Source organism: Helicobacter labacensis, assembly GCF_003660285.1.
GTDB lineage: Bacteria > Campylobacterota > Campylobacteria > Campylobacterales > Helicobacteraceae > Helicobacter > Helicobacter labacensis.
The window spans coordinates 20,832-46,271 of the sequence record NZ_QXQQ01000013.1 but is presented as its reverse complement, the minus strand read 5'-3'; the positions used below and the strand labels follow the sequence as shown (position 1 = coordinate 46,271).

The 25,440-nt window shown below is 48.6% G+C and carries 28 protein-coding genes; 15 read left to right on the top strand and 13 right to left on the bottom strand.

All coding sequences use genetic code 11. The features are described 5' to 3' along the window. From EAO33_RS05315 to EAO33_RS05270, 10 genes are all read right to left on the bottom strand, one after another. Positions 1–585 (bottom strand): Hpt domain-containing protein (locus tag EAO33_RS05315; protein ID WP_205589511.1); only part of this gene is annotated, 585 nt, incomplete at its 3' end. Positions 586–631: 46 nt separating this feature from the next. Continuing rightward, positions 632–1,570, bottom strand: coding sequence for a chemotaxis protein (locus tag EAO33_RS05310; RefSeq protein ID WP_120945675.1), 939 nt, complete (start codon positions 1,568–1,570; stop codon positions 632–634). A 44-nt stretch (positions 1,571–1,614) separates the two neighbouring features. Next, positions 1,615–2,355, bottom strand: coding sequence for a UDP-2,3-diacylglucosamine hydrolase (locus EAO33_RS05305; protein WP_120945673.1), 741 nt, complete (start codon positions 2,353–2,355; stop codon positions 1,615–1,617). Next, positions 2,352–2,552 carry a sulfur carrier protein ThiS gene (gene thiS, locus EAO33_RS05300; RefSeq protein WP_120945671.1) on the bottom strand — a complete coding sequence of 67 codons (201 nt, stop codon included), beginning with the start codon at positions 2,550–2,552 and terminating at the stop codon, positions 2,352–2,354. The genes EAO33_RS05305 and thiS overlap by 4 nt, the downstream gene beginning before the upstream one ends. Positions 2,553–2,561: 9 nt before the next feature. Then, entirely contained in the window at positions 2,562–4,007 is a 1,446-nt protein-coding gene (guaB, locus tag EAO33_RS05295; protein WP_120945669.1) for an IMP dehydrogenase, read from the bottom strand. Beyond that, positions 3,995–5,356 carry an Asp-tRNA(Asn)/Glu-tRNA(Gln) amidotransferase subunit GatA gene (gene gatA, locus EAO33_RS05290; RefSeq protein ID WP_120945667.1) on the bottom strand — a complete coding sequence of 454 codons (1,362 nt, stop codon included), beginning with the start codon at positions 5,354–5,356 and terminating at the stop codon, positions 3,995–3,997. Before gatA ends, guaB begins: the two co-directional genes overlap by 13 nt. A gap of 89 nt (positions 5,357–5,445) precedes the next feature. Then, the gene (locus tag EAO33_RS05285) at positions 5,446–6,999 is read right to left on the bottom strand and encodes a phospholipase D family protein (RefSeq protein ID WP_120945665.1); all 1,554 of its coding nucleotides are present in this window, start codon (positions 6,997–6,999) and stop codon (positions 5,446–5,448) included. A 12-nt stretch (positions 7,000–7,011) separates the two neighbouring features. Beyond that, a complete protein-coding gene (locus EAO33_RS05280) occupies positions 7,012–7,740 on the bottom strand; it encodes a fumarate reductase iron-sulfur subunit (protein ID WP_120945663.1) in 729 nt (242 codons plus the stop codon). Next, positions 7,737–9,791: a fumarate reductase flavoprotein subunit gene (locus EAO33_RS05275; protein WP_120945661.1), complete on the bottom strand. Its 2,055-nt coding sequence runs from the start codon at positions 9,789–9,791 to the stop codon at positions 7,737–7,739. The genes EAO33_RS05280 and EAO33_RS05275 overlap by 4 nt, the downstream gene beginning before the upstream one ends. Then, positions 9,788–10,564, bottom strand: coding sequence for a fumarate reductase cytochrome b subunit (locus tag EAO33_RS05270; protein ID WP_120945659.1), 777 nt, complete (start codon positions 10,562–10,564; stop codon positions 9,788–9,790). The genes EAO33_RS05275 and EAO33_RS05270 overlap by 4 nt, the downstream gene beginning before the upstream one ends. Positions 10,565–10,673: 109 nt before the next feature. Here EAO33_RS05270 and EAO33_RS05265 point away from each other — a divergent pair, with 109 nt between their 5' ends. From EAO33_RS05265 to EAO33_RS05255, 3 genes are read left to right on the top strand one after another with little or no spacing between them, the layout of a single operon-like run. Continuing rightward, complete coding sequence (locus EAO33_RS05265; RefSeq protein WP_120945683.1) at positions 10,674–11,393, top strand: triose-phosphate isomerase; 720 nt, start codon at positions 10,674–10,676, stop codon at positions 11,391–11,393. After that, positions 11,390–12,409 carry a UDP-3-O-(3-hydroxymyristoyl)glucosamine N-acyltransferase gene (gene lpxD / locus EAO33_RS05260; protein WP_120945657.1) on the top strand — a complete coding sequence of 340 codons (1,020 nt, stop codon included), beginning with the start codon at positions 11,390–11,392 and terminating at the stop codon, positions 12,407–12,409. The genes EAO33_RS05265 and lpxD overlap by 4 nt, the downstream gene beginning before the upstream one ends. Then, positions 12,409–13,650: an MFS transporter gene (locus EAO33_RS05255; protein WP_235853068.1), complete on the top strand. Its 1,242-nt coding sequence runs from the start codon at positions 12,409–12,411 to the stop codon at positions 13,648–13,650. Before lpxD ends, EAO33_RS05255 begins: the two co-directional genes overlap by 1 nt. Here the strand turns inward: EAO33_RS05255 and queC are convergent. After that, positions 13,647–14,378, bottom strand: coding sequence for a 7-cyano-7-deazaguanine synthase QueC (queC, locus tag EAO33_RS05250; RefSeq protein ID WP_120945653.1), 732 nt, complete (start codon positions 14,376–14,378; stop codon positions 13,647–13,649). The two genes, EAO33_RS05255 and queC, sit on opposite strands and share 4 nt — an antisense overlap. A gap of 26 nt (positions 14,379–14,404) precedes the next feature. Between queC and EAO33_RS05245 the strand changes: the two genes are divergently transcribed. The 5 genes from EAO33_RS05245 to EAO33_RS05230 are packed head-to-tail and all read left to right on the top strand — an operon-like array spanning position 14,405 to position 19,041. After that, positions 14,405–15,295: a CCA tRNA nucleotidyltransferase gene (locus tag EAO33_RS05245; protein WP_235853067.1), complete on the top strand. Its 891-nt coding sequence runs from the start codon at positions 14,405–14,407 to the stop codon at positions 15,293–15,295. 5 nt (positions 15,296–15,300) lie between these two features. Next, on the top strand, positions 15,301–15,639 hold the full coding sequence (locus EAO33_RS09460) for an HD domain-containing protein (RefSeq protein ID WP_235853066.1): 339 nt from the start codon (positions 15,301–15,303) through the stop codon (positions 15,637–15,639). A gap of 34 nt (positions 15,640–15,673) precedes the next feature. Beyond that, a complete protein-coding gene (locus EAO33_RS05240; RefSeq protein ID WP_120945651.1) occupies positions 15,674–16,999 on the top strand; it encodes a TIGR00366 family protein in 1,326 nt (441 codons plus the stop codon). Between the two features lie 9 nt (positions 17,000–17,008). Continuing rightward, the gene (locus tag EAO33_RS05235) at positions 17,009–18,373 is read left to right on the top strand and encodes a TrkH family potassium uptake protein (RefSeq protein WP_120945649.1); all 1,365 of its coding nucleotides are present in this window, start codon (positions 17,009–17,011) and stop codon (positions 18,371–18,373) included. Beyond that, entirely contained in the window at positions 18,370–19,041 is a 672-nt protein-coding gene (locus tag EAO33_RS05230) for a potassium channel family protein (protein ID WP_120945647.1), read from the top strand. Before EAO33_RS05235 ends, EAO33_RS05230 begins: the two co-directional genes overlap by 4 nt. Here the strand turns inward: EAO33_RS05230 and EAO33_RS05225 are convergent, their stop codons facing one another. Then, on the bottom strand, positions 19,042–19,851 hold the full coding sequence (locus tag EAO33_RS05225) for an SDR family NAD(P)-dependent oxidoreductase (protein WP_120945645.1): 810 nt from the start codon (positions 19,849–19,851) through the stop codon (positions 19,042–19,044). Then, complete coding sequence (gene galE / locus EAO33_RS05220) at positions 19,844–20,881, bottom strand: UDP-glucose 4-epimerase GalE (protein ID WP_120945643.1); 1,038 nt, start codon at positions 20,879–20,881, stop codon at positions 19,844–19,846. The genes EAO33_RS05225 and galE overlap by 8 nt, the downstream gene beginning before the upstream one ends. A 389-nt stretch (positions 20,882–21,270) precedes the next feature. Between galE and EAO33_RS05215 the strand changes: the two genes are divergently transcribed. The 7 genes from EAO33_RS05215 to EAO33_RS05185 all read left to right on the top strand — a co-directional run bounded on the left by EAO33_RS05215 (position 21,271) and on the right by EAO33_RS05185 (position 25,428). Then, complete coding sequence (locus EAO33_RS05215) at positions 21,271–21,642, top strand: hypothetical protein (RefSeq protein WP_120945641.1); 372 nt, start codon at positions 21,271–21,273, stop codon at positions 21,640–21,642. Positions 21,643–21,665: 23 nt separating this feature from the next. After that, positions 21,666–22,127, top strand: a complete 462-nt coding sequence (locus tag EAO33_RS05210) for a GTPase domain-containing protein (RefSeq protein WP_120945639.1) — start codon at positions 21,666–21,668, stop codon at positions 22,125–22,127. 9 nt (positions 22,128–22,136) lie between these two features. Further along, a complete protein-coding gene (locus EAO33_RS05205; protein ID WP_120945637.1) occupies positions 22,137–22,583 on the top strand; it encodes a hypothetical protein in 447 nt (148 codons plus the stop codon). A gap of 2 nt (positions 22,584–22,585) precedes the next feature. After that, the gene (locus EAO33_RS05200) at positions 22,586–23,374 is read left to right on the top strand and encodes a hypothetical protein (RefSeq protein ID WP_120945635.1); all 789 of its coding nucleotides are present in this window, start codon (positions 22,586–22,588) and stop codon (positions 23,372–23,374) included. Between the two features lie 479 nt (positions 23,375–23,853). Continuing rightward, on the top strand, positions 23,854–24,339 hold the full coding sequence (locus EAO33_RS05195) for a hypothetical protein (RefSeq protein WP_120945633.1): 486 nt from the start codon (positions 23,854–23,856) through the stop codon (positions 24,337–24,339). Positions 24,340–24,388: 49 nt separating this feature from the next. Next, entirely contained in the window at positions 24,389–24,931 is a 543-nt protein-coding gene (locus tag EAO33_RS05190; protein WP_120945631.1) for an acyl-CoA thioesterase, read from the top strand. 74 nt (positions 24,932–25,005) lie between these two features. Further along, on the top strand, positions 25,006–25,428 hold the full coding sequence (locus tag EAO33_RS05185) for a hypothetical protein (RefSeq protein WP_120945629.1): 423 nt from the start codon (positions 25,006–25,008) through the stop codon (positions 25,426–25,428). The last annotated feature ends 12 nt before the right edge of the window (positions 25,429–25,440 follow it).

Here is a 25,440-nt window from a genome sequence, read left to right as displayed (position 1 = left end):
GATTTTCAACAGGCGTTCGATCTCATCTTCGATCTCTTGGGGACTCATGTTGGTGTAATCTATCTCTGGCTCGCTAGCCAAAGGGTTATCTGGTCCTGTGGCTGGCTGTTGTGCGGGGGGTGGGGTAGCCTCTTTTGGGGGTTCTTGGGGGGAAGGAGGGGGCGCGCTCTCAGCGCTCTCAGCGCTTTCTGGACTACTTTGGGCGATGGCTTGTAATTCCTTGACAATGCCTGAAATGTCTATGCCGGCGTTTTCATCAGAGCCGGTGTCGCGAATGGTATTGAGTAGAGTTTTCATCATATCCACAGAGCGCAAAACAACATCCATCACATCGGGGGTGATTTGCAACTCATTCTTGCGCGCGCGGTTGAGCACATCTTCCATGTTATGAGTCAAATGGGTGAGCGTGTCCAAATTGAGAAAAGAACTAGAGCCCTTAATCGTGTGCGCCACCCTGAAAATGCGGTTGAGTAAATCCAAGTCTTGGGGCGTGTGCTCTAACTCCACCAAATCCTGATCTAGCTGTTCGTTCATCTCAAAGGCTTCCACTAAGAAGTCTTCCATGATCTCGCGCATATCATCCATGTTAGCCCCTTTGCTTAAGTTTAATTTTCATTATACAGGATTTAGCTTATCCTAGAATTTTAGCCACTTCCTCAGCAAAACGATTCGCGTTGAACTTCACTAAATAGCCCTTTACGCCCAAATCCAACGCCTTTTGCGCGCTGTAGTCATCACAAATGGAGGAGTTGAACAAAACCGGAATGTCAGCAAAACGCATGTCCTCTTGGATTTTAGAAAAGAAGTTATACCCATCCATTTTAGGCATTTCCACATCGGAGACGATGAGCTTGAGCACGCGGTTTAAATTCTCCCCATGCTGGGCGTAGAGCTGTTCTAGCTTTGCCAAGCCATCCACCCCATCCACAGCCTCCACCACATCAAAACCTAGTTGCAATAAGGTGTTTTTGATGATCTTGCGCGCGGCTTTGCTATCATCTAAGAAGAGCACCGTGCCTTTGAATTTCTTTTCATGCTGGGCGTGCAGAGTGTCTCTTTGGGGGTGCTCTACATGCAATTCAAAATCGTTTAAAATGCTCTCTAAATCCAAGATCAAAAGGGTTTTATCCCCCTCGATCTGCGTGGTCCCGGTAATGCGATCCTTGCCCGCGTTGCTGTGCGCGCTAAAGATGGCAGGTCTGACATCGCTCCAGCTAATGCGCCGAATGCGCTTGGCTTCATGCACAATGAAACCCATTTTAACATTGCTAAACTCGGTGATCACCACCACTTTTTCCTCAATGCGCGCGCTGTCCTCTACAATCCCTAGCCACACAGAGAGATCGATAAGGGGCATCACAATGGATCGCAAATCAAACACCCCCACCACATAATCTAAATGCGTGGGGAACTCAAAAATTTCAGGCATCATGATGATCTCTTGCACCTTAGAGACATTGATCCCATAGATGCCCTCATAGGGCTGATCCCCCTGCAGTCCAAAGATACGAAAATCCACCAACTCGATCTCTCCCAAGTTTAAAGCCGTATCCAAACTTTGCTCCGTCACGCCATTCCCTACTTTGATCTTACTTTAATTCTACCCTAATTTTGCTAGATTTTAGGCATGCATGTTTGTAGGGTGGGCGCGCTTTGGGTATGATAAAAACAGGGTAAACCATAGTAAACTTGCGCGCTTTGGGTATGGTAGTAGCACTTCCCCACATGGAAATGCCCCTCGATCACCCCCCCTAAGCGTTCTATCCCCTTGCTTTGGGCGTGGAGGGCGTGGAGGGCTAGGCGTGCTTTAGCAAAGCTGGCTAGAGAGGGCATATCTAAATCAAGGGTTTTGATGCATTTGGCATCAAGGGGCTTTTGGATGTAAGGATAGGCGCGCGCCAAGACTTTATCCAAATACCCTAGTAATGCGCAAGAGCGCTTTAACAAGCGGATGTAAATTTCATAGCCCCGCCCCACAAAGAGATCGCCATGCGCTAGAGAAAAAAGACGCTCCTTGTAGCGAAAAAAGGCAGGTTGGCGCGATCTAGGGTAAATCTCAGTGCGCTGGAGGGCTTTTAGCGCGCTTAAAGCTAGATCGTGATTGCCCTCAAAGTAGAAAACTTGGGTGATCTGGCTTAGGGCGTGGATTTTATCTAACATGGCGCGGTGGGGTTTGAGTGTGCTTGTTACTTGCCCCACCAAGATGTGGAAAATATCCCCCATTAAAAACACCTGCTTGGGAGGCGTTTTTAGGAGTTGATCTACAAGCAGGGCAAAAGCGGGGCTGTCTGGCTTGTGGTGCGCGTCTGCGATGAAGAGCGCATCGCTAGATAAAGAGGGGAAAGAGGCACTCACCCTCCCCCCATAAATTGCAAGCACTCTAGGCGATCGTTGTCTTGGAGCTGGGTATGCGCCCAGTCCTCTTTTTTGACCACTACGCTATTGCGCGCAATGGCACACACCTGCGAATCAATGCCCAACTCTTTTATGAGAGACTGAACACTTAGGGTTTCTTCAAAATGCTTCGATTCCCCATTGATAATTAAGCGCATAGTTTTCCTTTAAGTGTGGTAGTTGGGGGCTTCTTTGGTGATGTCCACATCGTGCACATGGGATTCTCTTAAACCTGCCGGGGTGATCTGCACAAATTGGGCATTTTGGGTAAGCGTGGGGATGTCTGGCGCGCCCAAATAGCCCATAGAGGCGCGCAAGCCCCCCACAAGCTGGTAGAGAATGTCCGCGATCTTGCCCCGGTAAGGCACGCGCCCCTCAATGCCTTCTGGCACGAGTTTTTCTGAGGCTAGCCCCTCTTGAAAATAGCGATCCGAGCTCCCCCTACTCATCGCCCCAATGCTGCCCATGCCTCTATAACTCTTATACTGCCGCCCTTGATAGATGAGGGTGTCCCCCGGGGATTCTAAAGTGCCAGCAATCAAGCTGCCTATCATCACACAGGACGCGCCCACTGCCAACGCCTTCGCCACATCTCCAGAATACTTGATCCCCCCATCGGCGATCACAGGGATGTGGTGTTTTTTAGCCTCTTGGTAACAGGTGTCAATCGCGCTAATTTGGGGCATACCCACCCCGGCTACAATACGGGTCGTGCAGATGCTCCCCGGACCAATGCCCACCTTGACTCCATCTGCACCTGCGTTAATGAGGTCTTTAGTGGCTTGGGCAGTTACCACATTGCCTACCACTACATCTATGTCCAACTCCTTTTTAATCGCCTCTAGGGTGTTTAAAATATTGCGCGAATGCCCGTGCGCGCTATCTAGCACCAACACATCTACCCCAGCCTTAACCAAAGCGCGGGCGCGATCCAAGTGGTTAGCCCCAATGGCTGCCCCCACGCGCAAACGCCCGACAGCGTCCTTATTGGCATGGGGATACTCAATGCGCTTTTGGATGTCTTTAATGGTGATAAGTCCTTTGAGCACATTGCGCTCATCTACCAAAGGGAGTTTTTCGATCTTGTGATCGTGCATGATAGCTTGGGCTTGATCTAAACTCACCCCCACGGGGGCAGTGATCAAGGGGGCTTTAGTCATCAACGCGCCCACTTTTTTATTCCAATTAGTTTCAAAGCGCATATCTCTATTGGTTAAAATCCCAATGAGAATCCCTTGGGCATCGATCACGGGCACGCCAGAAATCTTGTAATTGTCTGCAATCGCCTTAGCCTCCCCCAGCGAAGCCTCTGCGTGGATATAAATGGGGTCGTGAATCACCCCGCTTTCACTCTTCTTCACTTTAAGGACTTGTTGCACTTGCGCCTCAATATCCATATTTTTGTGGATGATTCCTATGCCTCCCAAGCGCGCCATCGCGATGGCGGTGTCAAACTCCGTTACCGTATCCATCGCCGCGCTCACAAAGGGGATATTCAAATGGATGCGCGTGCTCAGTTTGGAAACCACGCTGACATCTTTGGGTAACACCTCCGAATAAGCGGGCACTAACAACACATCTTCAAAAGTTAAAGCCTTCCCTAAGAGTCGCATGGTATTCCCCTTAACTCTAAGACTTCTTCTAAGCCATAGGCTACATCTAAAATCCGTTGCTCTTCAAAGGCTGGGGCGATAAATTGCATCCCAATGGGGAGTTTGCCATGGTAGGCAACAGGGATAGAGATCGCAGGCAAGCCAGCTAGATTCACCCCCACGGTGTAAATGTCGCTCAAATACATCTCTAGGGGGCTGGCGTGTGCGTTGAATTTGGGGGCGATTGAGGGGGCAACAGGGGCAAAGATCACATCTGCGTCTTCAAAGAGCTTTTTATATTCATGGACAATATGCGCACGCGCCTTTTGCGCCTTGAGATAGTAAGCCTCATAGTAACCACTGCTCAAAACAAAATTTCCTAGCATAATGCGCCTTTTAACCTCAGAGCCAAAGCCTTGTGAGCGCGTTTTTATGTAAAGCTCTTTGAGGTCTTTGCCCTCTAAGCGATTCCCATAACGCACCCCATCAAAACGCGCTAGATTAGAACTTGCCTCCGCCGTGCTCAAAATATAATAAGCGGCGATGTGGTGCTTGTGATCGCCCATGCGCTGGGACACTAGAGTGTGCCCCATTTTCTCCAAGCTGTGTAGGCTATCAGCATAAGCCTTTTGCACCTCAGCACTTGCGTCCTTTAAAGACTCTTCTAGCACCCCCACGCGCAAAGCCCGCTTAACATTGAGGTGTTTAAAAGTTTGGCTAGGTTCTAGGGCTACACTGGTGGAATCTTTGGGATCGTGCCCGCTGATGGCATCCAATAAAAGCGCGCAATCGCGCACATTTTGGGTAATAGGACCGATTTGATCCAAGCTAGAACTATAAGCCACCAAGCCATAGCGACTCACCCGCCCATAGGTGGGCTTGAGCCCCACACAGCCACAATAGCTGGCTGGCTGGCGAATCGAACCCCCCGTATCACTTCCCAAAGCGGCAATGGCTACCCCCCCAGCGACCGCGCTCGCACAGCCCCCCGAACTGCCCCCGGGCACGCGCTCAGTGTCTCTAGGGTTTTTTACCGGACCATAACAACTTGACTCGCTAGTGCTCCCCATAGCAAACTCGTCCATATTGGCTAACCCAAAGGCGCACATGCCATGCTGGTGCAAACGATCGATAACGCTGGCATTATAGGGAGCGATATAACCCTTTAAAATCTTGCTAGCACATGTGATCTCCCAGCCTTGCACATTGATATTGTCCTTGATGAGGATGGGCACACCTGCGTTACTAGATTGGGGTAAGCGGACATAGGCATTGAGTTCGGGTTTTTCTTGCACGCGTTGGGCTAGCTCGAGTTTAAACTCTTCTAAGGCTTGGGGGGATAGCTTTAAAGCTTGCTCTAGGGTTAACATGGTCTTCCTAACGATTTTAGGGCGCATTTTAGCAGATGTAGGGTAAAAACTTTCTATGATTAGGCGCTAGGATAGCCTGCAAGCCAAACTCACAACTCACTCTCGGGCAATATCCTAGACCAATCCTTGATAAAGCGCAACAAAGCGGAGGTGTTGGGGGGTTTGTCATAGAGAATCACATGCCCGTTTTCCACCCCCTCCCACACCAGTTTGTGGCGCAGAGCGTGTTTGAGCACAAGCAAATGCCAACTCTCTTGCATCTGCTCTTGCATCAACCCCTGCAAGTAAAGCGCGAATTTCTTATTTTCAAAGATCACTACCGATTCGGTGTTGATGCCCGCCGAACGCGCGTCCAAGTTGAAACTCCCAATCCAAGTTTTGTGCCCATCAAAGATCAAGGTTTTGCTATGCAAAGAGTTTTTAAGCCGTCCCTTGATCTGGAGTTTAAGCCCCCTACGCGTGTAGCGCGCGTATTTAGAGAGATCGCTTTTAGTTTCATAGACATTCGCCCCCGCTTCCACAAGCTTTTTAGCGTATCGCTCCCATGCCCCATAGACTACAATCGCATCGGTAGAAGCTAGAGAGTTGGTGAGGATATTGAGTTCTAAGCCCGCATTGAGTTTTTGGATAAAGCGTTTCAACAGCGCGCGCCCGGGCACGAGATAGGAGGAGGCGATGTAGAGCGAATTAGTGGTGTGCGCTAAAATGGCTTTGAGGGCTTTTTTAATAGGCGATTTGGGCTTGGGGGTATAAATTTTATAGGGGCTATCGGCGATAAAGGAGGTTTGCCCCTGGTAGGCAATTTGTTTTTTATGGATAAAGGCGCGCATGAATTCTAAAACATGCTCTTCATAGTGGGTGTGCTGGTTGGGGGGGTAGAGAATCTTGGAGAGGCGGCTTTGGTAGGTTTTGGCGTATTTTTTGAGTTTGGAATGACTGGGTAATAAGTGCGCTGGGATCGCGCTAGGGAAGTTCCAGTATTGCAAAAAGCTTTGTTTGGCTTGCAGACTCACTGGACCTAAAAACAGCGCGTCAATGTCCAAGAAATTTTCTTCTAAATCGTTGTCAAAGTAGACATCGGCGATATTGCGCCCCCCGATCACTAAAGCGATATTGTCCACGATGAAGAGTTTATTGTGCATGCGCTTTTTGATGCGATCGTAATCGGCTAACATCTCAAGAATGCGTAAACCTTTGTTGCGCATGCGGTAGGGGTTGAAGATTTTCACATCAATATTAGGATGGGTGTCTAACATGATAATGTCTGACATGTCCGAATCTAAGCCATTGTCATCAATTAACAAGCGCACTTTCACCCCCCGATTAGCCGCCCTGTAGAGTTCAAACATCATCGCGCGCGCAGAGATGTCGTTCTTGTAAAGATAGGTTTGGATGTCAATATTGTGGGTAGCCATGCGGATCAAGGCGATGCGTTGCAACAAGGCTTGATCGCCCTCTTGGAGGAGAAAACCCAAACTCTGGGTGGGCTTTTGGGCTAACTGGGTAGCATAAATCCTAGCAATAGGGGTCTGTTTGGGATCATAGTGTTCTAATTGGGAATGCGCATAGGGACCTTGTTGGCGGATAATGGTGCACCCAGCCAACACTACAAGGCACAAGAGTGCCCAATAGCAAAGACGCAAGGCTAGAAAAACCTAGCGTTCCCTACCCACCTTCACCATGCGGTTGCGCAAATTGGCTAAACTCTCTTGCAAGGGGATTTGCTTAGGGCAGGTGTCATGGCAACCAATCAAGCTCATGCACCCAAAAATCCCATCGTCATCGCCCACTAATTCGTAAAAATCCTCATCACTGCGCTCATCATGCGAATCAATGAGAAAGCGCATCGCGCGGTTTAACCCAGCAGCCCCTAAGAAGTTTTCACGCATAAGTTTCGTGCCACACGCAGCAATGCAACACCCGCACTCAATGCAACGATCCAGCTCAAACACCGCTTGGGCTTCATCTGGGTCAATGCGCTCTTCTGGTTGGGTAATATCCACCTCTTTGCGGTGGTGCGCCCAACTTTGCACGCGTTTAGTCATGCTAAAAAACCACTCGCCCGTATTCACGCTCAAATCCTTAATCAAGGGGAAAGAGGGCATGGGCATTAGCGTAATCACCCCCTCGCTAAAGCTAGAAGTCAAGGTTTTACACGCCAAACGCGGACGACCATTGACCATCATCGCACAACTCCCACAAATCCCCGCCCGGCATACAAAATCAAAACTCAAATCCGGATCCAAGGTTTCGCGAATAATGCCCAAGGCGATAAAAAGAGTCATGGAGGGGATTTCCTCTAACTGATACTCCTTAAAATGGGGCTTAGACACCGCGCTTTGGGGGTCAAATTTGAGGGCTTTGATGGTGATGGTGCGACTCATGAATTTTCTCCTAGTCTGATGTTGCGGGCTTTATACTGGGGTTGCAAATCAAAGGGCATCAAGGCTTCTTGCAGAGCGTAACGATCCCCTCCGCGCGCCTTGATCTCTTCTGTAATTTTGGCAATCTGAGCGTCTCTCTCCTCTTTAAGAGGGTGGGGGATGAAATTGCCCTTAGCCCCATAGCCCCTAAAGTCGGGGCTAATTTCCATGGTCATGATGTCTAAATCCTCATAGCTCAAGGTGGGCAAAGTTTGAGCAGGGTCTTCCCAAGAGGCTAGAGTGCGCTTGAGCCAATTAGCATCATCTCTTTTGGGGTGATCGATACGGGTGTGCGCCCCGCGACTTTCAGTGCGATCTAGCGCGCCCTTAGCAATACATAAGGCAAGTTTGAGCATTTTTTGGGTGCGATAAGCGTCCTCTAGCTCGGGGTTGTTATGGGTTTTCTTATTTTTGACATGGATATGCTGGGCGCGTTTGTAAAGCTCTTCTAGCTCATGCACAGCCTCCTCTAAGATCGCCCCCTCTCTAAAGACCCCCACTTTTTCATCCATAATTTCGCGCATGCGCTCTCTGATCACATAGACATCTTCCTTGCCCTCGTTATGCAAGAGACCTTGCAGGTGATCTTGGGTGCGCTGGATGAAATTTTGGGCGATTTGGGTGTTGATCTCAATACTCGCCTGAGCGCAATGCTGGGCAAAGTAATCCCCAATAATCATCCCAGCCACCACCGCCTCGCTCACAGAATTACCCCCTAGGCGGTTAAAGCCATGCAAATCCCAACAGGCTGCCTCACCTGCACAAAAGAGTCCTTTAAGATGACTCTCTCCCTTGTAATTGGTGCGTAGTCCCCCCATAGAGTAGTGTTGCATGGGCTTAATTGGCACCCAACCTCTTTGTTTGGGCGCGCCCTGCCCAAATTGCTCCTCATCTTTGGGCATGTCTTTCATGTTTTCCTCGCTCTCCACGCTATCATCTGCTGCATCAATGCCCGCAAAGGTCTTAGCGATGTCATGCACATCGCGTAGGTTTTTTTCTACATGCTCTCGACCCAAAATGGCAATGTCCAACCACACATGATCGCCATAAGGGGAGGGCGCGCCATAGCCCTTTTTAATGTGCTCTAAAATACGCCGACTCACCACATCACGGCTGGCTAATTCTTTCTTTTCAGGCTCATAAGCGGGCATGAATCTGCGCCCAAATTTATCGCGCAAAATCCCCCCATCGCCTCTGCACCCTTCAGTCATCAAGATCCCACTAGGCACCAAAGCGGTAGGGTGGAATTGCACCGCTTCCATGTTACCTAGCTTGGCTACCCCGGTTTCTAGCGCGCTGGCAATCCCGGCTCCATCACAGATCACCGCATTGGTGGTGTGTTTATAGACCCGCCCATAGCCTCCGGTAGCTAAAAGCGTGCCCTTAGAGACATAGGCACTCAACTCCCCGGTGATGAGATCGCGCACCACTGCCCCATAGCACACGCCTTCATGGTGGATTAAGGTCAAAACCTCTTTACGATCGCAAATATCCACGCCATGGTGCAAAGCTTCATTAGCCACGGCATAGAGCATGGTATGCCCGGTGGCATCGGCGGTAAAGCAGGTGCGCCACTTCTTCGTGCCCCCAAAGTCGCGGCTTTGGATATAGCCATGGCGATCCTCTCTTTCCGTGATAGTAACATGCTCGCCATTGATCACAGCCTTGCGATCCCCCTTTTTAATGCGTGTCCAGGGCACGCCCCAGCTAGCCAACTCCCTAATGGCTTTGGGCGCGGTGGTAACAAACATGCGCGCAACATGCTGATCACAACCCCAGTCGCTCCCCTTCACCGTGTCTAAAAAATGCAAGTCCTCATTGTCCCCCTCGCTCATCTTGGCATTGCCCAAACTTGCCTGCATGCCCCCTTGTGCGGCAGCTGAGTGGGAACGCCTCACAGGCACAAGACTTAGCACAATGGTGTGCAAGCCCTTTTGTTTGCACGCGATACTCGCACGCAAGCCTGCCAAACCGCCACCCACCACCAACGCATCGCAATAGATGATATTCATTCTTTTCCTTCCTTATGCAGTTGTTCGTCTAGCTGGATCGCTTGTTGCATCGTGCTAATGCCCTGACTTCTTTGGGTGATCCCCTTTTTGATGTAGGCTCCATAAGTGAGCAAACCTAGCACAATGAAAAACGCGCTCATGCTCCATTTGGCTTTTCTCAAGCCCTCAATGCCTAGATTTTTAAACCAGCCCCATTTGATCGCCAAGCGATACAACCCAATAGAGCCATGCAATTCCACCGCAAAGAGCAAGAAAATGTAGAGCAACCAAAAATGCTGGCTGACAAAGCGATAAGATGAGCCATGGGGACCAATGCTATGGGGGGCAGTGAGCATGACAAATAAATGCACGCTGGCTAAAAAGAACATCGCAAAACCCGTGCCCACTTGCACAAACCACAGCGTGGTATCGCCATGCTGCATGAGGTGTTTATGGGTTTTAAAAATCTTGTATTGGCGGTAGTTGATAGGGAACTTGCGCAATGCCAAAAAGGCATGCGCGACCAAGATCACAATCACCCCCGCGGCCACCGCGCTTACAATAGCCGGCTCGCCCGCTTTGATAAACAAGCTCCCCTCAAAGAATTTTGTTACCGCATACATGGCGCGATCGCTAATTAAAATACTGCTTACCAAAAACATGTGCGCAATCATAAATAGAGCTAAAATGAGCCCGGTCGCGCTCTGCCAAAAATCTAACTTGGCGTAAACCCCGCTTTTCTTGCGCTCTGTGGTAACCCCGTAGTAGCCCTCTATGATTTCCTCGTTCTGCATGCCACTCCCTTCTCAAATTTTTAAAATGATAGCGAAATTATAGAACTTTTTGGGTTATCTTTTGCCATCTTTTGCTAAGATTCTTGGAGTTTACGATCGCGGAGCGCGCATGAAATATGTCTTAGCTAACCTAAAGTCTTACGCCTTAGACCTACTCCCTTATTTAGAAACATTGGAGGGCGCGCTCCCTTGCGCCAGTGCCCCTTATGTGGGTGTGTTCCCCCCCTTATTAGAATTGGGTATGCTCAATAACACCTACACGCGTTTTTCCCTAGGAGCCCAAGATGCCTACCCCGCACTAGAGGGGGCTTTTAGTGGGGAGGTTACCTTATGCGCCCTAGAGAAGAGGGGGGTTAAAAGCGTGTTGATCGGGCATAGCGAGAGGCGTTTGCTCTTAAAGGAAAGCGATGCGCTCTGTGCGCAAAAGTTTGAATTCTTTGCCCGGCATGGTTTTCAGATCGTCTTTTGTATCGGGGAGAGTTTAGCAAAACGCCAAGAGGGTCAAGACGCGCTCTTAACACATTTGGCAGGGCAATTACGGGGCATTGATTTGCAATACCCTAAACTCCTCATCGCCTACGAGCCTATTTGGGCGATTGGCACGGGCGTGAGCGCGCAACCCCAAGAGATCGATCAAACCCTAGAATCCTTGCGCCAAAAGCTCAAAGCCAACCCCCTAATGGTCTATGGGGGGAGTGTGCAGGTGGAGAATACAGAAGAGATTTTAGCCCTAGAACATGTCGATGGGGTGCTGGTAGGCAAGGCGAGTTTAGACCCGCACAATTTGGCTAAAATGGTAGAAATTTCTAGCACAAAGGAGTTTGCATGACTTTAAGCGCGTTATTAGCACACTACTCCCTAGACATCCCCCTCCCCCCTAATTTTAAGGATTTTGAGGTGGCTGGGATCGCTCCCCTAGAGAGTGCCACCCCCAACCACTTAAGCTATGTGGATCAAAAATCCTATTTGAAAAAACTCAAGGAGAGCAAAGCCGGGGCGATCTTTATCCGCTCTGAGCATGCTAGCAAAATCCCCCCCAATTCTTTAGCCCTCATCACGCCCAACCCCCATTTAGCCTTTGCGCGCGTTTCAGACGCGTTTAAGCTAGATATGTTCACCCGCCCCATTAACCCCCACCCTCCCAAATTAGGGGAGAGGGTGGTTTTGATGCCCGGGGTGGTTTTGGGGGAGGGGGTGGAGATAGGAGAGGGGAGTGTGCTGATGGCTAATGTCGTGGTAGGCGATGGGGTGAAAATTGGCGCGCATTGTAAAATTTACCCCAATGTTACTATTTACCAAAACACCTTAATAGGTAACTATGTGCGTATCCATGCTAATAGCGTGGTGGGGAGCGATGGCTTTGGTTACGCCCACACAGCGCAGGGCGAGCATGTCAAGATCGAGCATACGGGGATTGTGCAAATTGATGATCATGTAGAGATTGGGGCGGGCACTACTATTGATCGCGCCGTCTTTGGGGTAACCCACATCAAAGAGGGAGTCAAAATTGATAATTTGGTGCAAGTGGGGCATAATTGCGTGCTAGGCGAGCATTCGATCATCGTTTCCCAAGTGGGGCTTTCAGGTTCTACCACAATGGGGCGTAATGTGGTTTTAGGCGGGCAGGTGGGCACGGGGGGGCATATGCACATTGGGGAATTTACCCAAATTGGGGGCAAGGGGGCGGTGGGCAAAGATTTACCCCCCCACACCAATTACGCCGGGGCGATCCCAGCGATGGAAATCCACGAGTGGCACCATTTTTTAGCCACTCTGCGCCGTTTTGCCAAACAACAAAAACCCGGTTTATTGGCTAAGGGTTTGTCTAAAGTGTGGAAACGATAATGGCGACTAACAAGCGTTCCATCATCGCTGCAGCCAGTGGGAATTTAGTGGAGTGGTTTGACTTTTATATCTACGCCTTTAGCGCAACCTACTTTGCGCATGATTTTAGCACCTCTAGCAACCCCATCGTGCAACAAATGAGCGCCTTTGGAATCTTTGCGGCGGGGTTTTTTGCGCGCCCCTTAGGGTCGTGGATCTTTGGGGCTTTGGCTGATAAAATTGGGCGCAAACACTCTATGGTGATCTCTGTGATTGTGATGGCTTTAGGCTCTTTTATGATCGCTGCTCTGCCCACAAAGGCGGTAGTGGGGGATTATGCAGGTCTTTTTTTACTCTGCGCGCGCCTTATTCAGGGCTTGAGTGTGGGCGGAGAATATGGCATTGTGGCGACCTATTTAGCGGAATTGTCTGCAGGAGGGAGGCGCGGGTTTTATGGCTCTTTTCAGTATGTAACTTTGATTGGGGGGCAATTCTTAGCCGTAGCAAGCATTAGTATCTTGCTGGCTACTTTTGGCGTGGCGCAAATGGGCGCGTTTGCGTGGCGTTTTCTCTTTGTCATAGGAGGGGTGCTAGCTCTGGGGTCTTTAGTGGCGCGCAAACTGATGGATGAGAGTTCTAGTAATTTGCAAGAGCATGCAGAGCGGGGCACTCTCAAGGCTTTGCGCCCCTATGGGCGATCGTTTGTGCTGGTGATGGGGATCACGGCCGGAGGTTCGCTAGGCTTTTACACCATCACCACTTATGCCAAAACCTTCTTAGAAAATGCCGGGATGCCTAAGGTGGTTGTCAATGATCTCTTTTTGATCGCCCTAGCGATCTTGATGCTCATCCAACCCCTTTTTGGCTACTTGGGCGATAAAATCACCTTCAAGCGATCCATCACCCTTTATGCCCTCTTAGCTCTCATAGGGATTTATCCGCTCTTCCAATCTCTTGCGCTCTATGCGCATCACCCTAGTGTCGCCTTTGGCTTGGTGTTGTGCTTATTTGGCATTTTGAGTTTTTACACTTCAATCTCAGGAATCCTCAAAGCCCAACTCTTCCCCCAGCATGTGCGCGCGCTAGGCACAGGCTTTGCCTTTGCGATCGCCAATGCGCTATTTGGGGGCACAGCCCCCTATATCGCCCTGCAATTCAAAAGCAAGGGTATAGAAAATGGCTTCTTTGTCTATGTGGCGGTGGTGATGGCTATTGCGCTTGTGTGCGCGCTGTGTTTGCCAAAGCGGGGTGTTTTGGATTAAAGCCTCTTGGCAAATTCCCTATAGCCCTTTTGGCGCAATTGGCATGCAGGGCAAGCCCCGCACCCATAACCATAATCATGGCGATTCTCTCTTACCCCCTCATAGCATGTATGAGTCTGCTCTAAGATCAACTCTAAACCTCCCAAAGCGTGGGCAAGTTGGAACTCTTGGGCTTTACTAGCAAACATCAAAGGAGTTAGCAAGTTGATCCCCTCTTTTTTGCCAAAAGCCCCTAGATTCAAACTCACCTGCAGACTTTCTATAAAATTTTGCCGACAATCAAAATACCCGCTATAATCCTGCATAGACACTCCCAGTAACACCGCTTGTGCGCCCAAATTAAAGGCGTAGGCGTGTGCCAAAGTGCTAAAGAGCGCGTTGCGATTGGGCACAAAGGAGCTAGGCAGGTCTAAAGCTTGGGGGTGGGGGGTATTGAGCGCGTGGGGGGTGCGCGCAAAGAGGGCGGAGGTGCTGATCTCTTGCAAACAAGAGAGATGGAGCACTTTATAGGGCAATTCTAACATGCGCGCAATTTTTTGCGCTTGGGTGAGTTCGATGGCGTGTTTTTGATCGTAGTTAAAGCCTAGTAAATAGGTTTGTTTAAAAGCGTGCTTTGCCCATAGGGCTAGAGTGGTGCTATCCTGCCCCCCACTAAAGCAGAGCACACAGGTGGTTGTTTTGAAATCTTGGGTAGATAGCATGGTTTTTATATCAAAGGGGTTAAACATGGCTAGCCTTTTAAAATCATTATAACATGGCAGGTTGGGATAGCTCTTTTTTGCGCTTAAAGCGCGCCCTACCCTCAAGCTTGCTAGACTTGCATGCGCTCATCGAGCGTGTCGGTTATCAAGCCTATATCGTGGGGGGGAGTGTGCGCGACTTGCTCTTAAGTAAAAAACCTAAAGATTATGACCTAGCTAGCAGCGCGACCCCTGAGCAACTAAAAGCCCTCTTAGAGGGCATAGAGGGAGTGGTTTTAGTGGATTTAGGGCGCGCTTATGGGACTTTGGGGGTGAGTTTTGAAGGCTGGTTTTTTGAGATCACCACTTTTAGACAGGAGGGGGCTTATCACGATCACCGCCACCCTAGCGCGCTCAGCTTTGTCCAATCCATAGAGAGCGATTTAGCACGGCGCGATTTTACCATTAACGCCCTTGCGCTCCACCCCCAAAAGGGTTTGCTCGATTTGTATGGGGGGCTAGACGATCTGGCCCATAAACGCTTAAGATTGGTGGGCGATCCATTTTTGCGCTTGCAAGAGGACGCTTTGAGGATTTTGCGCGCCCTACGCTTTGCTAGCACTCTAGGTTTTGCCCTTGAGTCTGCTACCCAAAAAGCCCTATGGGCGCAAGCCCCCTTGCTAAAACACATCGCCAAAGAGCGCATCCGTATAGAGTTTTTTAAGCTTTTACTAGGGGACTTTGCTAACACTACTACCCAATTTCAAGCCCTCTTAGAAAACACCCTACAAGCGCGTTTCACGCATTTAGATGCGCTAGAAAAAACCCCTCCCAATTTGCGCGCGCGGCTTTTATTAATCTGCCAATCTTGGGATAGTCAAACTCTGCGCGATTTTTGCACGCGCTTAAGATTTTCTAAAAAACTTACCCAATCCTTGTGCCAACTGTTCAGCATATCCCCTTAGAACCCATGGAAAACCCCAATCTATGGCTCAAAAAACAATTACAACACTTGCATTTAGGGCAGTTACGCGCTCTCTTGGGTTTTTATCAAGCCCAAGACCCGCTTTTGAGCGCGCGCTTAAAACGCGCGCTCAAGAGGATATTAAAAAACCACGAAGTCTATTCTTTGCGCTACTTAGCCCTTAGAGGCACGGATTTAATAGAATTGGGCTTTCAAGGCGCACAAATTGGCGCGCTCTTGCAGGCGTGCTTAGAGGGGGTGATGTGTGGGGCGGTGCGCAATGACAAGGGAGCGTTGTTAGAGTGGTTGCAAACACGCCTAGGCGATCGCGCGCTACTTGGATAGGCGCAGTTTTGCTATACTTGGATAAAGGATTGCTATGCGTTCATTGGTCTTGTTCTTGCAAAATTACGCGCCCTCGCCCTTTATCTTTGCTATCGCGCTCACTCTCGTGGCGATGGTATGTGTGGTAGGCGTTGTGGGGGTGGGGGTGGAGGCGGTGTTAAGCCAGTGGGGGCAGAGTTTGTTTTTGCTTTTAAAATTTTCCATGCAAATGCTCTTGCTCTTAGCCACTGGGATCGCCCTAGCCCAATCTAGCCCTGTTAAAAAACTCTTCTATGCCCTTGCCTCCTATGTCAAAACCCCTAAAATGGCGCTCTTTAGCATCACCTTAGCCTCGCTACTAGGCTGTTATGTGAGTTGGGGATTTGGCTTGGTTGTGGGGGCAGTGTTCTCTAGGGTGCTAGCCCAAAGGATCAAAGGAGTGGACTATCCCCTCTTAGTGGCTAGCGCATATTCAGGCTTTTTAATTTGGCATGGCGGGCTCTCTGGGAGTATTCCTCTTAAGATCGCCACAGCAGATGGGGATTTGGGCAAACTCAGTGGGGGGGTGCTCACTAGCCCCATCCCTTTGAGCCAAACCCTCTTTGCGCCCTTTAATCTAGCCATTGTGGGCTTACTGCTGGTGGGTTTGCCCTTAATTAACATGCTCTTGCACCCCAAGAATCCCACCCCTATCGATCCCGCCTTATTAGCCAACCCCCCTCAGGAGATAACCCCCCAACACTCAACTTTTGCCTACCGCTTGGATCATAATAAGTATTTGGGTTGGTTACTAGGGGGCTTAGGCTTGATCTATCTGGGGGGCTATTTTGCCCATGGCGCGTCTTTAAACCTCAATAGCCTGATTTTGATCTTTTTATTTCTAGGCTTGCTCTTGCACGCCAGCCCACAGAAATATTTAAAGACGATGGAGAATGACATGAAGAGTGTAACCGGGATCGTGTTGCTCTTCCCCTTTTATGCGGGTATTATCGGGGTGATGGGCTTGAAAAATGCGCAAGGGGTGAGTTTTGCTAGCCTACTAGCCGATGCCTTTGCGCGCTTTGCTACTAAGGAGACTTTCCCGGTGTTAAGTTATTTGTCTGCTGGGTTGCTCAATCTCTTTATCCCTAGTGGGGGCGGGCAATTTGCCGTGCAGGGACCTGTGCTCATCCCTAGCGGGGTGGCTTTGGGGGTGAGTCCAGCCCTTACAAGCATGAGCATTGCTTGGGGCGATGCGTGGACGAATATGATCCAGCCTTTTTTTGCCCTGCCCTTGCTAGGGATCGCAAGATTGGAGGCGCGTAGTATTTTGGGGTATTGCTTGGTGGGCTTTGTGTATGCGGGCGTAGTGAGCATGCTCTGTTTATATTTTCTCACTTAAGGGTTAGATTTGGCAAATGAGAGTTTTTTAAATAAGGCAGAATCTGTCAATAGAACTTTTAGCACCATTGTGGTTAGTTATGTGTTCTTAGCGCTCTTGGGCGCGGTGTTGCTCAGTTTTGAGCCCATGCGCACCAAGCCCATTGCCTTCATCGATCTGTTTTTCACCACCGCTTCGGCGGTGTGTTTGACCGGGCTCATTAGCCTTAATCCAGCATTGGATTTAAGCATCTATGGGCAGGGGGTGATCTTGGGCTTGATTCAAGCAGGCGGGTTTGGTTACATGGGTTTAGCCGGGCTATTATTCCTGCTCATTGGCAAGAGAATGGACTTTAAAAGCCGTGTCTTGCTCAAAGAATCGCTAGATTACCCCAACCTGCAAGGCATTATCAAGTATCTTAAAAAGATTCTCCTTTTTACCCTTATCATTGAGGGTGTGGGGGCGTTGATCCTCACCTTGCATTTTCTGCCCGATTTGCCCTTTAAACAAGCGCTTTGGGCAGGCATTTTCCATGCGATCTCGGCGTTTAATAACGCGGGGTTTAGCATTTTTGAGTTGAATTTAGTTAATTACCGCGATGATGTGGTGGTGAATGCCATCATCTGTATCTTGATTATCTTGGGCGGATTGGGGTTTTTGGTGTTGAGTGAATGCTATAACTACCGCCGCCACCATGGGCGTTTAAGCGTGCACACGCGTATTGTGCTGATTGCCACCGCGGTTTGTATCACGCTAGGCGTGGTGGTGATCTTGCTCTTTGAGTGGCATAACCCCAAGAGTGTAGGGCATTTAGATTGGTTCCACAAGTTTTTAAGCACCTTTTTTATCTCGGTGAATTTGCGCACCGCTGGGTTTAACACCATTGACATGGCCGGTTTGCACGATCAGAGTTTGTTTTTCTGCTCCTTGCTCATGGTCATTGGGGCAGCTCCCGGGGGCACGGCTGGCGGCATTAAAATCACCACAGTAACCCTCCTGCTCCTTTATGCCTACTGCACACTCAAAGATCGCGAAGTGGTGTTGTTCCAAAGAGAAATCCCCCAGTCGGTGATCAAAAAATCCTTTTTGATTTTTATCATCACCATGTTTTACATCATCATCTCCGCGATGGTTTTGAGCGCCACAGATGACACGCAAAACAAGCACTTCTTGCGCCTGCTCTTTGAAATCTGTTCGGCTTTTGGCACCGTGGGGGCTAGCACGGGCGATGGGGGGAATCTCTCCTTAGCGGCAACTTTTAGCCATTTTGGTAAACTCTATGTGATCGCGCTGATGTTTATGGGGCGCGTGGGGGTTTTGGTCTTTAGCATGGCTTTGCTAGGCAAGAACAAAGCCCGTAGTATTAAATACCCTGAAGAAGGAGTGGTTTTATGAGAACTTATGCGGTATTAGGCTTAGGCAAATTTGGCGCGCATGTGGTGCAGGGTTTGGTGGAAAATGGGGAACAAGTCATCGCGCTGGACATCAATGAGGACACTATCAAGGCTTTTAGGGGGGTGTGCGACAATTTATTCATCATTGACACAACGGACATCAACGCGCTTAGAGATGCGGGTATTGCCGAAGTGGATACAGCCATTGTGAGTATCGGGCAGAGTGTGGAAGCGTCCATCTTAAGCGTGATGGCGCTCAAAGAGATCGGGGTGCGCGAAGTCATCGCCAAAGCCTCCACTCTCATCCATGGCAAGATTTTATCTAAGATCGGCACGGATCGCGTGATTTACCCCGAGCGTGATGCGGCTAAACGGCTGGTCAAGGGGCTTTCTTTTAACCCCAATTTAGAGGTGATTGACATCACCAATAGCATGAAAATTGTGCGTTTGAGTGTGGGCAACGCGCATGCAAGCATGGCTGCCCAAGATTTTTTGAATCTCTTTAAGGCGGATTTGAAGATTGTCGCCTTGAAACGGGAGAACAAATGGGAATACGACATCCATGTTTCTCTCATTTTGAAAAACGGGGATATTCTCCTACTCTTTGGGCACACCAAAGAGATCGAAACCTTCATGGCAAGTAAGGAAGTGCTCAAATTCAACAAGTGATTAACCCAAGATATAGCGACGCAAGATCGCATCATAAAGTTTATCTGGTAACCACCTTTTAGCCCACACCAATAAGCGGGCGTATTTGCCCACAAGATAACGCGTTTTGGGGTGGGGACTCTCTAGGGCATTGAGAATGCACTGGGCGACAATCAAGGGTTTATCCGCATGTTTATAGACATCAGTATAAAAGCGCGCGCTCTTATCTAGTTCCTCTTTGTAGGGGCTAGGTTGGCTCACATACGCCCCAAAAGCCCCCTGCCCCCATTTGCTCTCAATGGTGCCCGGCTCAATGAGCACTACCTGCACTTTAAAGGGCACTAACTCCACACGCAGGGCATCGCTATAAGCTTCTAGGGCGTATTTGCTGGCATGATACCAGCCCAAAAACAAGCTAATCGATCGCCCCGCGCTCGAGCTGACATGGATGATCTTAGAGTGTGGGTTAGTCCGAAGCGCGCTAAGGAGCAAAGAATTAAGCCTGCCAATGCTAAAGAGATTGAGCGCAAAGAGTTGTTTAACCTGCTCTAAACTCTGCTCTTCTAAACTCCCAAAGAGCCCGCGCCCAGCGTTGTGGATCACCCCATCTAAGCGCTTTTCTTGGGCTAAAATCTCTTGTGCGCACGCCTCTAGCTGGGTGTTATCGCACAGATCACAATCCAAACGCGCGCATTGGGGGTGTTCTAGCTCTTTGAGCGCGCGCACTTGCCTAGAGATCGCATAGAGTTTATAGCCCTTAGCCAAAAGTAAGCGTGCGCACTCTAGCCCGATCCCACTGCTCGCCCCTGTGAGCACCACCACCTTAGGCATGTTGTGCTCCTAGATATTGCTCCCACGCATACGCGCTTTTAATAATGCTCTCTAAGTTGTCAAATTGGGGTTTAAAACCCGTGTGCTTTAAAATCTTGGCGTTGTTGGCGATCAAGCTTGCTGGATCGCCCGCGCGCCTACCCTGCATTTGCACCTTAAAATCCACGCCCGAAATTTCTTTAACCTTGGCCACCACCTCAGCCACGCTATAGCCCCGCCCATAGCCCACATTGTAAATTTGGCTCGTGTTTTCTGTGCGCAAAGTTTTAAACGCCTCCAAATGCGCTAAAGCTAGATCGTCTATGTGGATGTAATCGCGCACGCAAGTGCCATCGGGCGTGGGGTAGTCGTTGCCAAAGATTGCCATTTTGGGGCGTTTATGCGTGGCGCATTCACAAGCCACCTTGATTAAATGCGTGGCATTTAGCGCGCGATGCCCTAGGGCGTGAGGGCTGTGGTAGTCATTAAAATAAGTCGCCCCCGCGACATTAAAATAGCGCAAGATCGCGCAAGAAAAGGGCGCAACTTTGGCGGTGTCTAATAAAATGCGCTCGCTCATCATCTTAGACGCGCCATAAGGGTTAATGGGACTAAGGGGGGCTTGCTCATCTACAAGTTGGTTAGTCTGCCCATAAACTGCTGCCGTTGATGAAAAGAGAAAATGCTTAATGCCATGTTGGACGCAGAGTTTGGCAAGTTGTAGGGTGTTTAGCGTGTTATTCTCATAGTAGGTTAAGGGCAAGCGTGTAGATTCTTCTACTAAGAGTTTTGCCGCAAAGTGCAACACGCCCTCAATGTTTTGTCCTTGATCGCGCTTGCTGTGTAACAGGGCATCTAGGGCTTGGGTGTCTTTTAAGTCAAGTTTGAGAAATTCTACACGCTCGTTATAATGGTGTTTGAGAGTTTGGGCGTGAATTGCAAAGCCTGTGCTGAGGTTGTCAAGGATGAGAATCTTAAAATCCGTGTGCTCTAAAAAGAGTCGTGCCACAGACGAACCAATATACCCACAGCCTCCGGTAAAAACTAGCATGCAAGCCCTTTTTTAGAGGAATGTTATCTAAAATTGGCTTTGTTTGTGTGGCTTTTTGCTCTCAATATCTTTTGTGATTTTAAAGCTTTTCTTAAAAAGGGGCTAAATGGTGTTTTAAGCATGGTTTGGCTAAGTTGAGCGTGCTGATAACCTCCACTTGGAGTTCGGTCCAAGCCCGTATCCCGCTTGAGGAAGGCGTAAGGGGGGTCGCGCACGGCGGTCTGCTTGGCTTGCCTTTACCGCCCGGTCGTTAAAAAAGCAGATAATGGCGGCACTTATCTACCTAACTTTAGATAAAAGCCCCCAACCAACCCAAACCCTCTTGACTCTCTCTCTCTCTCTCTCTCGTTAAAATGCTGTCTGTGGTTTTTATTTTTTGAGAGGTGAGTATGAGTGATACGCTGATTTATGAAACGCTTAAAGAAGAGTTAGTCAAACACCTTAGAGGGACAAGCGATTATATCCCAAATCCCCAAGCCCAAACTTGGATCGACTTTTATAAAAAGTATTCGGGCGATTCTAACCCCATTTGTTGCAATATTGAGTGTCCGGCAGGCACTAGGGCGAATATAGGGGCGCATATCAAGGTGGATCGCATCGGCAATAAATACTATATCGTGCCCGTGTGCGATAGCCATAACCCCCCTAACCCTAAAGACCCCTCTTGGAAAGTGAGAAGCGGGACTAGAGCCGTGCCACAGAATTTAAAGAAGTCCCAAGAAGATGGGTTGCTTGATACCATCATGGGCTGGTTTAGATAGCCTAAATTGAAGAAAGGATCGTCATGGCAAAGTTGTTTTTACTCTATGGGTCGCCCGGAGTGGGTAAGACAGAGTTAGGGAATGTGCTCATTGATGAAAAGTTTGACGGGGGACCACACAAACAAACTAATCAGGCACAATTACGCAAAAAAGAAGGTTGGTTTTCTACAAAATTTGCCCTCATTGATTGCACGGGGAATAACCACAGCTTGAATGAAGCCACAATTGCTAAATACAAGGATGATTACGACCTTGTAGGCGTGTATGTCTTTAATGCAGATAATTCGAGCTCTCTTAATCGTTATGATTTAGATTCGCATAAAAGGCATGTCCGCGAATTTTATTGTCTGGGCACGCACAAGGATCAAATCAGCAACGAAAAACACAATGAATGGATCAAAGATTTACAATCTACCTGCAAGGTGGCAATTTTTGATTTGACACAAGTGCCTTACAAAGACATTTGTGCCTTTTTGGGAGTTTAGGAGGAGTTTGTGAGCGTCTATGCCCAAATGCAGAGTTTAGCCAACGATGCGCTCATCGTGGTGCAAGATGGCAAGGTGCTTGACTCAGAGCACGCCCAAGTAGCCCTAGAGATCATCAATAAAACCCTTTTAGACTTTAAGGGGGATTTAAATCACGAGGCGATTTATCGCGTGGGGTGCATGCAACTTGCCTATCTCAAGCACCCTAAATTAGATAACATCGGGCGCTCTTGCTTTGTCATCTTTGTTTATGATGGGCATGAACATTTGGAGGCACTGCAAGCGAGTGCCTTAGTGCTTGGATTTGAGGGGGATGTTCTCACACGCCTAAGAGTCCTCCAAGCGCAGAGCAAAAAAGGGTTTAGTGTTAAAAAGCTATCCCTTTGGGCTTTGCTAGCAGGAGGGCTTGGGGCTTTGGTGGCTTTTGCTACACACACATTTACACATAAAGGATAAACATGAAAAAGTTTTTATTACTCGGCGATCGCAAAATGCAAGAGTTTGAAAAAGATAAAGAACTTGGTAAGTCTTTTGGGTTTGGGCAGATCACTTATGGAGGTGGATCGCTCCCTACAAAGTTTGGCGAAACGCTCAGACCCTCCAGCGATGAGAGTTTTTTATTGCTCGAATCAGACATTTTCCCCGGGCGTTACTACAAACTAGAAAGCTACCAAGAAGATTATTGGCTAGATGTAGCAGACTTCTTAGACATGCTCTTTTCTAAGATGGGCAAGGAGCAATTTTACATCCATATCAGCAAAACCAGCAGTGCCTTTAACGAAAGCAAAAAATCCCTAGGGGGTAGTTTTGGTTTTGTCAGCTTAAGCGCGCAGGCACGCAATTATGCCCAAAGCCACAACAGCACATCGCTCACGCGTGGCTCGGGCAATTATGGCTATAAAGAGTCTGTATCAGGGCTAGAGAGTTGGCTTAGCCAGCAAGGCGTTACAAGCACAGCCTTAGGCAATTTGGGCGTGCGCGCTGTGGTGGATGCCTTTAAGAACAATGGAGGGAGCGTTAAAAGCGGGGCAGAATTTGTCAATTGCTATGAAATGGAAAAGAGTCTCAAAGAAGCCACAGAGATCCAATGCGAGGTGAGTGTTGGGGTGAGTGAGGGCGCAAAACACTACGCCAAGAGTTTTGCAAACAAATCTAGCAGTTTTAAAAAGGGCGGTATTTTCAGTAGCTCTAGCAATGATGGCGAAACTTACGAAAAATACACGCTGTTTTACTACGCCAAGTTTTGAGCGCAATGATACGATTTAGGGACTTGCTTTGTCTTAGCCTAGCTTTATTGTGGAGTGCTTACAGAAGTTAAGCAAGATGAAGTGTGTGCGCACTGGCTGAAGAGATGGTGCAATATACAGAATTAAGGTGTTTGGGTGAGGAGTGCGTTAAACCGCCTTACTTTAAAATCCCTAACTGCCCTGGAACACACCACTCAATGGGGATAATTGTAGCACCACAGAGCTTAGGGCGTTGCACATACCCACACTTCTAGAGCTATTACAAAGCAAAGTAGTGTCCTTGCAGGTATGCAAAGCTAATCACAACTAACAAGACGCATAGACTTCTTTTGATTGCCAAAATGCAAACACCCGGTTTTAGATAGCGTTGTTTGGCTTTGGTGGCACTCTTTCAAGGTAATTAAAGAGATAAAAGAATTAGGCATTAAGCATACTTAAGCACCGCTAGACTAGATTAAGGCGATAGCAAGGAGTCATGGTTGCAAGCCCAATTCGCTAAAACAAAAAGAATCATTGCTATTTTGTGGGCATTTATGCTGGCACTATTGGTTTGGGTGGTGGTCCAAGAAGTCCTTGAGAGAGGGGTGAAACAATTTTTATTGAAGTTGGCGCGCGAGCCGGGCATCATAGTTTTGATCTTAAGCATTATGCTTGCTAATGTGAGCGTCCTTATAGATTTTTATCAAAAATGCCATTTAAGTATTCTCTACTTTTTGAGTTGGTTTTTGGGGTGGGGTGTTTTTGTGATTCTGCTTAATATGGTGCATTGGAGTTACGGGTTAAGGTATGATACTCTCCCGGGCGTGTTCATCGCGCTTCTTGCATCTAGCTATGCTCTTTATGGCTTGGTTTGTTATTTTCAAAAACGATACAAGCAGATGCTGACATGTTGCCATGTCTTTTTATTTTTATCCTATCTATTTTGGATTTGTGTGATCTTGATGGCTTTTGTGCCTTTTAGATAAATGTTATCTAATTTTGGTTAAAGTCGCCATTATCATCAAGGAGTTTTACATGAGCGAGAGCGAAAAATTACGCGCGGACACCACTGCGAGCATTGGTGATCCTAGACAGCTAACCATGTCGTTTTTGGTAACCCCCAACATGGTTAATTTCAACAATGTCATGCACGGAGGCGAGTTGCTCAACCTTTTAGACAAGGTGGCTTATGTGTGTTCTACGCGTTATTGTGGCTATAGCACGGTAACCTTGAGTGTGGATCGCGTGTTGTTTAAACACCCTATCCCCATTGGCACTTTGGTAACCTTTTATGCGAGTATTAACTATGTGGGCACAAAAAGTTGCGAAGTGGGGATCAAGGTGATCTGTGAAGACTTTAAGGCTAAAACAGCGGTGCACACCAATAGCTGTTATTTTACGATGGTGGCTATGAAGGATGGCAAGACCATGCCCATGCCCCCCTTTGTCCCCCAAACAGACAAAGAAAAAGAACGCCATGAGCGCGCGATTAGGCGCAAAGAAATGCTCAAACGCACCCAAAAAGCCGCCCTCAAAGAGGAGCAAGAACGCCTAACCCAAGCCCAACAAAGTAGCTAGACTAAGGGGCATGGTGGTGTTTAAAAGAATACAAATTAGCCGATGTAGGTCTATCTTACTTGAAAGGGGTTTTTGTGAGTAGTTCTTCTTTGCTAGTTAAATGGGGGGGGGGGGGGGCGATAGCCATCCTCTTGATGGCTGGTTGCACCACTAAAATTGCAGAGATTAAGCCAAACCAGCCGGTAACTGGAGAAATGCACAGTGTCTATGGGCAAGCGTGCGATTATTTCACTTGGCCTTATGGTTCGGTGGATGATTTAAAACAACAAGCGTTACAGCAGGCGCAAAGTCAGGCTAACACTTTCGCAGAAGCCGAGCATGCTGAGGACACTGCGGATGCGTTAGTCGCCCGCGGATATAAAACTGGAGTTAGAGTCGCCAGACGAGAATGGGAATTGGTCAATACCACAGTTAAAAAAGAAATTTGGCCTTGGTTTTATGGACTTTTAGGCATGAAATGCGTAAAAGTGCAAGGTTCTGCGCGTCCTAAACAATGACAAAGAGAGGGG